This is a genomic window from Comamonas sp. B-9 (genome assembly GCF_000410635.1).
GTDB lineage: Bacteria > Pseudomonadota > Gammaproteobacteria > Burkholderiales > Burkholderiaceae_C > Comamonas.
On sequence record NZ_KE148648.1, the window covers coordinates 16,238 to 26,229 of the forward strand.

Genomic DNA, 9,992 nt, shown 5'->3' on the forward strand with positions numbered 1-9,992 from the left:
CGGGCTGATGTCCGGGGACTACGATGTCATCGAAAGCCCCGCTGCGCGCGACCTGCCACGCATCAAGGACAACAGCAAGCTCGACTTTGTAGCCACGCCCTCCACCCGCCTGATCTTCTTCCAGCCGGACGCCGGCCGCGCGCAAAGCCCGTTTGCCAAGGCCGCCGATGGCAAGAACCCGCTGCAGGATTTGCGCGTGCGCCAGGCCATCAACATGGCCATTGACCGCAAGGCCATCGTGCAGCGGCTGATGGATGGCATGGCCACCGTCGCCAACCAGTACATGCCCACGGGCATGTTCGGCAGCCTCGACAAGCCCACCGAGATCAAGTTCGATCCCGAAGCCGCCAAGAAGCTGCTGGCCGAGGCCGGCTACCCGCAAGGCTTTGAGCTGACCCTGACCACCACCAATGACCGCTACATCAACGACGGCCAGATCGCGCAGGCGGTGGCCCAGTACCTGACGCGCATCGGCATCAAGACCACGGTGGATGCGCAGGCCGCAGCCATCTATTTCCCCAAGCGCGCCAAGCGCGAGTTCAGCTTTGCGATGGGCGGCTGGCCGTCGGAAAACGGCGAGGCCTCGGGCCTGTTCCAGTACTGGGTGGCCAGCACCGACAAGGACAAGGGCCTGGGCACCAGCAACTACGGCGGCTTTAGCCTGCCCGCGTTTGATGAGGTGTTTGTGCCGGCGATGGCGCAGATGGATGCGAGCGCGCGCAAGGCCGCCTACCAGCAGGCCACGCAGATTGCGCTGGCCAACGTACCGCTGATTCCGCTGCACTTCGAGAGCAGCATCTGGGCATTCAAGAAAGGGTTGAGCTACGAAGGCCGACGCGACCAGTACACGCTGGCCATGTCGGTCAAACCGAAATAGACAGCTGGTGCCACACCGGGCGCCAAACAGGCCCGGTCCCTGGCATGGCCCGCATCCAGCTCCAGTGGTGGGGCCATGCGGGCTTTGTGATTTTGTACGCCCCACGATGAACAGACTCCACAGAGGGCGGCAACCATGCAGGTGACAGCGCATGGCATTCTAATTTTGAGGACGTAATGTGATCGTCTATATCCTGCGCCGCATGGTGCAAAGTTTTCTGGTGCTGCTGGCGGTCTCGCTGGTGGTGTTCATGGCGGTCTACGCGGTGGGAGACCCCATTGAGCTGCTGGTGAGCGCCGAGGCCAGCGATGCAGACCGCCAGGTCATGATCAAGCGCCTGGGGCTGGACCTGCCGGTCTGGCTGCAGTACTGGAGTTTTCTGACCCGCGCCTTCCAGGGCGACCTGGGCACCTCCTTTGTGCATGGCATCCCTGCCATCGAGCTGATCGTGCAGCGCTTTCCGGCCACGTTTGAGCTGGTGGTGGTCGCCATTGGCCTGACCTGCCTGCTCGGCATTCCGCTGGGCCTGATTGCTGGCCTGTTCAACGACAAGCCGCTGGGCAGGGGCCTGATGGGCGGCTCGGTGCTGGGCTTTTCGCTGCCCAACTTCTGGCAGGGCATGATGCTGATCTTGATGTTCGCCGTCTGGCTGCAGTGGCTGCCCTCGTCGGGCCGGGGGGACACGGTCAATGTGCTGGGCGTGCCGCTGTCGCTGTTCACCGCCGATGGCTGGAGCCATGTGATGCTGCCGGCCATCAACCTGGCGCTGGGCAATATTGCGCTGGTGCTGCGGCTGACCGCCACCGGCGTGATGGAGGCCAAGACCCAGGAGTATGTGAAGTTCGCGCGCGCCAAGGGCATCAGCGAGCGCCGCATCCTGACCCGCCACATCCTGCGCAATATCCTGATCCCCGTGGTCACCGTGATCGGCATGGAGTTCGGCACCCTGATCGCCTACTCGACCATCACCGAGACCGTGTTCGCCTGGCCCGGCATGGGCAAGCTTTTGATTGACAGCATCTACAAGCTCGACCGCCCGGTGGTGGTGGCCTATGTGATGCTGGTCACCTTCATCTTCGTGATGATCAACCTCTTGGTGGACCTGGCCTATGCGGTGCTCGATCCGCGCGTACAGCTGCAGGAGGCCCCATGATGCAGCCCGATAAATCCCTGATGACCATCGATCCCAGCAAGCGGGCCCAGCCCCTGCAAGACACGCCCCAGCGGCGTGCCATTCTGAAGAAACTGCGCAGCAAACCGTCTGTCAAAGGCGCGGTGATCGCGCTCGTGCTGCTGCTGGCCGTGGTGCTGCTGGCGCCGTTTCTGTCGCCACAAAACCCCTATGACCTGGGCGCGCTCGACCTGATGGACGGCCGCCTCAAGCCGATGTCCGAAGCGGCGTCGGGCATGACCTACTGGCTGGGCACCGACGACCAGGGCCGTGACATGCTCTCGGCCATCCTGCATGGCCTGCGCATCAGCCTGATGGTGGGCCTGAGCGCCGTGGTGCTGGCCACCATCATCGGCAGTCTGGTGGGCCTGGTTGCGGCCTATTTTGGCGGCTGGGTCGATACGGTGCTGATGCGCATCGTCGACTTCATCCTCGGCTTTCCGACCATCCTGGTGGCGCTGGTACTGCTGGCCATTTTGGGCCGGGGTGTGGACAAGGTGGTGATCGCCATCGTGCTGGTGCAGTGGGCGCATTACGCGCGCATCATGCGCGGCCGTGCCCTGCAGGAACGCAAGAAGGAATACATCGAGGCGGCCAAGAACCTGGGCTTCCCCGGCTGGCGCATCATGACGCGCCACCTGCTGCCCAATTGCATGGGCCCGGTGATGGTGTTCGCCACCATCCAGATCGCCAATGCCATCGTGCTCGAAGCCACGCTGTCCTTCCTGGGCGTGGGTGTGCCGATTACCGAACCCTCCCTGGGTCTGCTGATTGCCAACGGCTTTCAGTACCTGATGTCGGGTGACTACTGGATCAGCATGTTCCCTGGCCTGGCGCTGCTGGCCCTGATCCTGTCGATCAACCTGATCGGCGACCGCCTGCGTGAAGCTCTGGACCCGAGGAAGTAATGACTATCCCTTTGCTTGAAGTACAAGATCTGCAGACGGTGTTCCACACCGAAGAGGGCGCCTGGCCCGCCGTCAGCGACATCGATATCCGCCTGGAGGCGGGTGAAATTCTGGGCCTGGTCGGTGAATCCGGCTCGGGCAAGTCGGTCACCGGCTTCTCCATCTTCGGCATGATCGATGCCCCCGGTGAAGTCACCCAGGGCCGGGTGCTGTTCAAGGGCCAGGACCTGCGCGAGCTATCAGCCGAGTCCATGCGCAAGCTGCGCGGCGACCGCATCGCGATGATCTTCCAGGATCCGCTGATGACGCTCAACCCGGTGCTGCGCATCGAAGAGCAGATGCTCGAAGCCATCGACGCGCACCAAAAGCTGCCCAAGGCGCAGGCTTTGCAGCGCTGTGTGGAGGCGCTGGCGATGGTCGGCATTCCTGCGCCGGAGAAGCGCCTGCGCAGCTACCCGCATGAGTTCTCGGGCGGCATGCGCCAGCGCGTGGCGATTGCGATTGCAATGCTCAACCGCCCCGACCTGATCATCTGCGATGAGCCCACGACGGCGCTCGATGTCACCATCCAGGGCCAGATCCTCTACCGCATGCAGCAGATCTGCCAAGCCCAGGGCACGGCGCTGATCTGGATCACGCACGACCTGGGCGTGATCGCCGAGCTGGCCGATCGGGTGGCCGTGATGTATGGCGGCCGCATTGTCGAGACCGGCACCGTCGCCGAGGTGCTGGATGCCCCGCGCCACCCCTACACCCAGGGCCTGCTCAATTCGCTGCCCGCCCAGGCCACGCCAGGCGAGCGCCTTACGCAGATCAATGGCATGGCGCCCAGCCTCTCGGGCCGCGTGCCCGGCTGCGCCTTTGCGCCGCGCTGCGGCCGCGCCACCCCGCGTTGCGTTGATGAGCAGCCCCCCGTCACTACCATTCCCGGCCGCGCATTCCGCTGCTTTGTACCGCTGGAGGCACCTGCCGCATGACCGCGATGACTACCCCTGTGATTGAACTGCGCGATGTGCACAAGCGCTTTGTCAGCGCGCCCGATCTGCTGCAGAAAATCGTCGGCGCCGTCGCCCGGCAGCCCGCGCAGACGCGCACCGTGCATGCCGTCAACGGCGTCAACCTGCAGATCGCCAAGGGCGAGGTGCTGGGCCTGGTGGGCGAATCCGGTTGCGGCAAATCCACCTTGGGCCGCGTGGTGGCCGGCCTGCACCCTGCGACCGAAGGCCAGCTGCTCTACAAGGGCCAGGATGTGAGTGGCCTGGGCAGCCAGGACAAGCTCGCCTACACCCTGGGCGTGCAAATGGTGTTCCAGGACCCGCAGGCCTCGCTCAACCCGCGCCAGAAGCTGCACCAGATCCTGGGCGAAGCGCTGCATGTGCACAAGCTGGCCCCTGCAGCCGAGGTGCCCGGCCGCGTCGATGCCGCGCTGGCCGAAGTGGGCCTGGCCAGCGAGTACCGCGCACGCCTGCCGCACCAGATCTCGGGCGGCCAGCGCCAGCGCATCGGCATTGCCCGCGCGCTGATGGTGACGCCGGAGTTTCTGGTCTGCGATGAGCCAGTGGCCGCGCTTGATGTGTCCATCCAGGCCCAGGTGATCAACCTGTTCATGGACCTGCGCGCCCAGCGCGGCTTGACCTACCTCTTCATCAGCCATGACCTGGGCGTGGTGCGCCACATCTCCGACAAGGTGGCCATCATGTACCTGGGCAAGATCGTGGAGATGGCGCCCACGGCCGAGATCTTTGGCCAGGCCCAGCACCCCTACACCCAGGCGCTGCTGGCCGAGGTACCCGATGTGGGCCGGCGCAAGCGCGTGTTCACCCCTATCAAGGGCGAGATCCCCTCGCCGCTGAACCCGCCACCGGGCTGCACCTTCCACCCGCGCTGCCCGCATGCAATGGAGCGCTGCAAGCAGGAGGTGCCCCGCCTGCGCGAGACCGCAGCCGGCCATGTGACCGCCTGCCATTTATTGGACTGATCCGTTGGACGCGCACAGAGGAAATCACCGCATGGACTGGCAACGTTTTACCCAGCAGCACGGCCGTTTTGCCATCGACTGGCAGGCCGGTGACGGCGCGCTCTACCTGCCGATCACACTGAACTGCTACCGCCCCGAGGGCGTGGCCGCCAATGCACCGGTGGTGCTGGTGCAGCATGGCGTGCTGCGCAATGGCGACGACTACCGCGACTTCTGGATACCCGCTGCTGACCGCTATGGCCTGCAGATCATCGCGCCGACCTTTGGCAACGGGCACTGGCCGGGGGTGGAGAGCTACAACAACGGCAGCGTCTGGAGCGAAGCGGGCGACCTGCAGCCGCGTGACTACTGGGCCTACCAGGCGGTGATGAACCTGGCCCAGCAGCTGCGCGATGCCGGGGTGGTGCAGCAGCAGCCGCTCTACCTGTTTGGCCATTCGGCCGGCGGCCAGTTTGTGCACCGCCTGGTCAGCACCCTGGGCGCGGCCGGCTTTGCCGGCGTGGCAGCGGGCAACCCGGGCTGGTACACCTTGCCCGATGCCCAGCAGGACTTTCCGCAAGGGCTGGCGGGCATTGGCCTTACCGAGGACGCACTGGCCCAGCTGCTGCGCACCCCGCTGGTCATTTTGGCGGGCGACCGCGACACCGACACCCAGGACCCGAACCTGCCGGCCGAGCCCGCCGCGCTGCGCCAGGGCCCGCACCGCTTTGCCCGCGCCCACCACTACTATGCCGCGGGCCAGCAGGCCGCTGAACGGTTGGGGCTGTCGCTGGCCTGGCAGCTGCATGAGGTCGCAGGCATCGGCCATGATGGCGAGGCCATGAGCCATGTCTGCGCCCACCTATGGTTTGAAGGGCGCATGCCCGATGCGGACTGGCTGGCCCCCTGGGCTGGCCGCGTCACTGCCTGACCAAGCTCTATCACTTTTCGACAAGACCCAAGGAACAACGATGCAAGCAACAACGCAACAACTGGTGGATGGCATCTCGGAATGGATGCGCTGCGAGTCGCCCTCGAACAACCCCGCCTCGATCGCCCGCATGGTCGAGATGATGCGCGCCCAGGCCGCAGCCGCTGGCCTGCGCGCCACGGTGATCGAGACCCAGGCCGAAGGCAAGCAGGGCCTGGGCCCGGTGCTGCCCGTGCTGCACATCACGAACCGCGCCGAGGGCGATACCCGCGAAGGCCTGCTGATCCTGGGCCACGCGGACACCGTGCACCCCATCGGCATGCTGGCCGACAACCCGATCCGTATCGAAGGCGACCGCCTCTACGGACCTGGCGGCTACGACATGAAGGCCGGCATCTACCTGGCGCTGACCGCCATGAGCGCCGTGGCCACGCCAGGCAGCACGCCGCTGCCGGTGGATCTGCTGGTGGTGCCCGACGAAGAAACCGGCAGCCACGCATCGCGCAAGCACATCGAGGCCTTTGCCCGCCATGCCCGCTACTGCCTGGTGGCCGAGCCGGCCCGCGCCAATGGCGGCCGCTGCGTGACCGCACGCAAGGGCACCGGCATGCTGCGCCTGGGCGTCAAGGGCCTGGCATCGCACGCTGGCGTGGCCCATGACAAGGGCCGCAGCGCGATCCGCGAAATGGCGCACCAGATTCTGGCGCTGGAAGCGATGACCGACTACCAACGCGGCGTGACCGTGAGCGTGGGCACCATCGAAGGCGGCACCACCACCAACACCGTGCCGGCCTTCTGCAAATGCGTGGTCGATTTCCGCCTGCCCGATCTGCAGGCCGCCGATGAGCTGGTGGGCAAGATGCGCGCACTGCGCCCTGTGGGCGAGGGCCTGGCGCTCGATATCGATGTCGAGGTGAACCGCCCACCGATGGTCAAGGACGCCCGCGCCGAAGCGCTGCTGGCCAAGGCCCAGCAATCGGCCCGCGAGGCCGGCTTTGCGCTGGAAGAAGCCCCCCCCACCGGTGGCGGCAGCGATGCCAACTTCACCTCGGCCATGGGCGTGCCATCGCTGGACGGCCTGGGCGCCGATGGCGACGGCGCCCACACGGTGTATGAGCATATCCTGGTGTCGACCCTGGAGATGCGGGCGCGCTTCTGGTTGCATCTGCTGACCCACCTGGAGTAAGACACCCAGGCTGGCCCCAGATGCGGGCCGGCTTAACCCAGCCGCTGGTCCTTGAAAGTAACCGGCCGGGTGCGCCCACCCTTGCGGCGCACCACCACGGTGCCGGCAATCTTGTCGTGCCAGCCCTGCTTGCGCGGGTCAAACGCCACCCAGATAAGGCCGAGGCACAGCGGCACGATGGACACAAAATAGCCGAGGTAGCGGACGACAGATTGGCCCAGGCCCATTGCCTCTCCCGTCTCGGCATCGACGATCTCGGCCCCTATCAGCATCTTGCCTGGCGTGGCCCGCAGCTTGTGCCACAGCCAGATGCAGGCGACCGCTGGCAGCACCCAGCTGATCAGCACATCGGCGGGGCCCTGCACCAGGCCTTCGGCCATGAAATACTCCCAGCCGTATATCGCCACCAGGGCCGGCGTGATGATGACCAGCAACACCACCGTGTCGATCAGGGCCGCACCAACGCGCGCCCAAAAGCCTACATATTCCAGATCGCTGTTATCCATTTTTTGCTCCACTGAGTGGCGCCATCTTAGGCCTCTCCGGTAAAGCCGCAGTGACAAGAGCTGGGCGCGCCATGGCAAGATGCAGGCTATCTTCACTGCCCGAGAGCGCACCATGGCACCACCGAATCCCGAGCTCCGCATGGCCCCCGATATGTGGGCCTTTGAGGCCCTGTATGCCCAGCCCGCGATGCTGGACGGCGAAACCCTGCGCGCTGCACTGGCCAAGCGCCTGGGGGCGGTGGACCTGGTCGCAGATGGCGACACCATCTTGCTGGCGCTGCGCGACTACTGCGTGGACTACAGCGACAAAAAAGGCGTGCCCAGCGAGGTCGCCATCATTCGCGCAGGCGAGGCTATGGACCCCACCGACTACGCCAGCGCGCTGGAGCAGACCTGGGACTGGCCCGAAAAGGAAAGCGCGCTGGCCCAGTGCCAGCACTGCGTGTTGGTGAGCGAATTCATGGGCCGGGGCCTGTCAGTGCCCGAGCGGCTGGAGATCCTGCAAGCGGTCATGCATGTGCTGATCGAGAACGGGGGCGTCACTGCCATCAGCCAGACCAATGCCGGCTGCCTGCTGAACCCGCAGCGCTATCTGCAGGCCCATGCCGAAGGCTTTGTTTACTACGGCGTCGTCAATGTGCGCTTTTTCAACATCAGCAACCGCCCCGGCGAAATGCTGATGGACAGCCTGGGCGGAGCCACCTTTGGCGTGCCTGATGTGCAACTGCTGTTCTCCGAGATGGACCCCGCCGAAGTCTCACGCTTTGTGTTCAATACCAGCGTCTACCTGGTCGAGCACGGCGATGTGATCGCCGACGGCCATACGGTCGCCGGCATCGATGGCCACAGCAAATGGGCCTGCAAGCACCTCGATGCGCTGGTCGAGCCCGAGCGGCTGGTGGTCGATATCGATCCACGGCCCGCTGAGGGGGCCAACCAAGCGGACTGAAGTTTAGAGTCGCTAAGACGACCCAGCAAACCGAAGGTTTGCGGTTGAGACTAGGCGTCCCCGACTAGGCGCCGAGCCGCAGGCAGTACAGTAGTACGACAAGGCTCGGCAACGACGTATCAAGGGTTGTGTTAGCGACTCTCAGACCGGCGCGTAGCTGCCGGTGCCATGGGGCCAGGTGGTCAGCACCTCATGGCCATCGGGCGTCACCGCCACCATATGCTCCCACTGCGCCGACAGCGAATGGTCCTGGGTCACGACGGTCCAGCCATCGGCCAAGGTCTTGACCTGGCGCTTGCCGGCATTGAGCATGGGCTCGATCGTGAACAGCATGCCGGCCTCCAGCACCAGCCCCTCGCCCGGGTTGCCGTAGTGCAGCACATTGGGGGCATCATGGTAGGTCTGGCCAATGCCATGGCCGCAGAACTCGCGCACCACGCCAAAGCCTGCCGCCTTGGCCACCGTCTCGATCGCATGGCCGATATCGCCCAAGGTGGCGCCCGGCCGCACCTGGGCAATCCCCGCGCGCATTGCCTCGTAAGTGGTCTCGACCAGGCGCTTGGCCAGAATGCTGGGCGTGCCGACAAAGTACATGCGGCTGGTGTCGCCAAACCAGCCATCCTGGATGACCGCCACATCGATATTGACGATATCTCCCTTTTTCAGAATCCGGTCCTCGGACGGAATGCCGTGGCAGACGACATGGTTCACCGAGGTGAGAATGGTCTTGGGGTAGTCCTGGTAACCCAGATTGGTCGGCACCGCCTTTTGCACGTTCACGATGTAGTCGTGGAAAATGGCATCCAGCGCTGCGGTGCTGACCCCCGGCACCACATGGGGCGCAATCATCTCCAGCACCTCGGCCGCCAGCCGCGCGGCCTGGCGCGCAAGGGCCAGCTCGCTGGCGGTATGCACAGGCGTGATGTTCTGCGTCATGCCGCCATCCTTGCCTTGGCCACCAGCGCATGGATATCCAGGCCGCCGTCCAGCTCCGCCTGCACCAGCACCTGGCAGATCGCGCGGTGGTCTAGATCAGGGTACATCTCGGCAAGCATGCCCACCCGCATCCAGTGCTCGGCCTGCGCATTAATGGAACGGGAGAGCGCCGCGCCAGCGATGCGCAGGTTCTCATGCATAGGGTCGGAAATTTTGACGATGCCCATGGCTATCCTCTATAAAACATATGTGAATTGTATATGTTTTATATATTATTCGTTTTTACGCGATCCGTGTAGCGATGTCGGTATCGGCAGTAAAGATATATCTTTACAAAAAACCAGCTTGAAATCTTCGATTGAAAGATATATCTTAGATGCATCTTAGTAAAGGAACACAGATGCCACATCCCCATCACCACTTTCATCACCACCACCACCTCTGCAGCCCCCGTGGCCGCCATATGGGCGAAGAAGGCGGCCCCGGCCGGGGCCCACGCCACCATGGCGATGGACCCGGCCACGGCCCGCACGGCCATGGCCACGGGCCGGACGCTGCGCGCCACTTGGCG

The 9,992-nt window shown here is 64.6% G+C and carries 12 protein-coding genes; 8 read left to right on the forward strand and 4 right to left on the reverse strand.

The window, feature by feature from the left end; all coding sequences use genetic code 11:
• The 7 genes from H928_RS33715 to H928_RS0120530 form a co-directional block, all read left to right on the forward strand.
• Positions 1 to 877: ABC transporter substrate-binding protein (locus tag H928_RS33715; RefSeq protein WP_043341321.1), on the forward strand; the 877-nt coding region annotated here is incomplete at its 5' end.
• A 178-nt stretch (positions 878 to 1,055) separates the two neighbouring features.
• The gene (locus H928_RS0120505) at positions 1,056 to 2,030 is read left to right on the forward strand and encodes an ABC transporter permease (RefSeq protein WP_021028174.1); all 975 of its coding nucleotides are present in this window, start codon (positions 1,056 to 1,058) and stop codon (positions 2,028 to 2,030) included.
• Positions 2,030 to 2,956 (forward strand): ABC transporter permease, encoded by a 927-nt coding sequence (locus H928_RS0120510; protein ID WP_021028175.1) that lies wholly within the window; start codon positions 2,030 to 2,032, stop codon positions 2,954 to 2,956. Before H928_RS0120505 ends, H928_RS0120510 begins: the two co-directional genes overlap by 1 nt.
• On the forward strand, positions 2,956 to 3,933 hold the full coding sequence (locus H928_RS0120515) for an ABC transporter ATP-binding protein (RefSeq protein ID WP_021028176.1): 978 nt from the start codon (positions 2,956 to 2,958) through the stop codon (positions 3,931 to 3,933). The genes H928_RS0120510 and H928_RS0120515 overlap by 1 nt, the downstream gene beginning before the upstream one ends.
• Positions 3,930 to 4,934: an ABC transporter ATP-binding protein gene (locus H928_RS0120520; RefSeq protein WP_021028177.1), complete on the forward strand. Its 1,005-nt coding sequence runs from the start codon at positions 3,930 to 3,932 to the stop codon at positions 4,932 to 4,934. The genes H928_RS0120515 and H928_RS0120520 overlap by 4 nt, the downstream gene beginning before the upstream one ends.
• A gap of 31 nt (positions 4,935 to 4,965) precedes the next feature.
• Positions 4,966 to 5,844, forward strand: coding sequence for a hydrolase (locus H928_RS29010; protein ID WP_021028178.1), 879 nt, complete (start codon positions 4,966 to 4,968; stop codon positions 5,842 to 5,844).
• Between the two features lie 40 nt (positions 5,845 to 5,884).
• Positions 5,885 to 7,030, forward strand: coding sequence for a M20 family metallopeptidase (locus tag H928_RS0120530; protein WP_021028179.1), 1,146 nt, complete (start codon positions 5,885 to 5,887; stop codon positions 7,028 to 7,030).
• A gap of 32 nt (positions 7,031 to 7,062) precedes the next feature.
• Here the strand turns inward: H928_RS0120530 and H928_RS0120535 are convergent, their stop codons facing one another.
• On the reverse strand, positions 7,063 to 7,536 hold the full coding sequence (locus H928_RS0120535; protein WP_027011187.1) for an RDD family protein: 474 nt from the start codon (positions 7,534 to 7,536) through the stop codon (positions 7,063 to 7,065).
• A gap of 112 nt (positions 7,537 to 7,648) precedes the next feature.
• Here H928_RS0120535 and H928_RS0120540 point away from each other — a divergent pair, with 112 nt between their 5' ends.
• Positions 7,649 to 8,485 (forward strand): DUF4261 domain-containing protein, encoded by an 837-nt coding sequence (locus H928_RS0120540; RefSeq protein WP_158400597.1) that lies wholly within the window; start codon positions 7,649 to 7,651, stop codon positions 8,483 to 8,485.
• A 141-nt stretch (positions 8,486 to 8,626) separates the two neighbouring features.
• Here the strand turns inward: H928_RS0120540 and map are convergent, their stop codons facing one another.
• The 3 genes from map to H928_RS32960 all read right to left on the reverse strand — a co-directional run.
• Positions 8,627 to 9,421, reverse strand: a complete 795-nt coding sequence (gene map / locus H928_RS0120545; RefSeq protein WP_021028182.1) for a type I methionyl aminopeptidase — start codon at positions 9,419 to 9,421, stop codon at positions 8,627 to 8,629.
• Positions 9,418 to 9,648, reverse strand: coding sequence for a ParD-like family protein (locus H928_RS0120550; RefSeq protein ID WP_021028183.1), 231 nt, complete (start codon positions 9,646 to 9,648; stop codon positions 9,418 to 9,420). The genes map and H928_RS0120550 overlap by 4 nt, the downstream gene beginning before the upstream one ends.
• Before the next feature lie 38 nt (positions 9,649 to 9,686).
• On the reverse strand, positions 9,687 to 9,992 hold a 306-nt coding region (locus tag H928_RS32960), incomplete at its 5' end, for a hypothetical protein (RefSeq protein ID WP_027011188.1).

What these genes read in the sequence shown, in the direction of transcription:
- H928_RS0120510 (WP_021028175.1), top strand. Translation starts at nt 2,030, where the DNA reads ATGCAGCCCGATAAATCCCTGATGACCATCGATCCCAGCAAGCGGGCC.
- H928_RS0120515 (WP_021028176.1), top strand. Translation starts at nt 2,956, where the DNA reads ATGACTATCCCTTTGCTTGAAGTACAAGATCTGCAGACGGTGTTCCAC.
- H928_RS0120520 (WP_021028177.1), top strand. Translation starts at nt 3,930, where the DNA reads ATGACCGCGATGACTACCCCTGTGATTGAACTGCGCGATGTGCACAAG.
- H928_RS29010 (WP_021028178.1), top strand. Translation starts at nt 4,966, where the DNA reads ATGGACTGGCAACGTTTTACCCAGCAGCACGGCCGTTTTGCCATCGAC.
- H928_RS0120530 (WP_021028179.1), top strand. Translation starts at nt 5,885, where the DNA reads ATGCAAGCAACAACGCAACAACTGGTGGATGGCATCTCGGAATGGATG.
- H928_RS0120535 (WP_027011187.1), bottom strand. Translation starts at nt 7,536, where the DNA reads ATGGATAACAGCGATCTGGAATATGTAGGCTTTTGGGCGCGCGTTGGT.
- H928_RS0120540 (WP_158400597.1), top strand. Translation starts at nt 7,649, where the DNA reads ATGGCACCACCGAATCCCGAGCTCCGCATGGCCCCCGATATGTGGGCC.
- map (WP_021028182.1), bottom strand. Translation starts at nt 9,421, where the DNA reads ATGACGCAGAACATCACGCCTGTGCATACCGCCAGCGAGCTGGCCCTT.
- H928_RS0120550 (WP_021028183.1), bottom strand. Translation starts at nt 9,648, where the DNA reads ATGGGCATCGTCAAAATTTCCGACCCTATGCATGAGAACCTGCGCATC.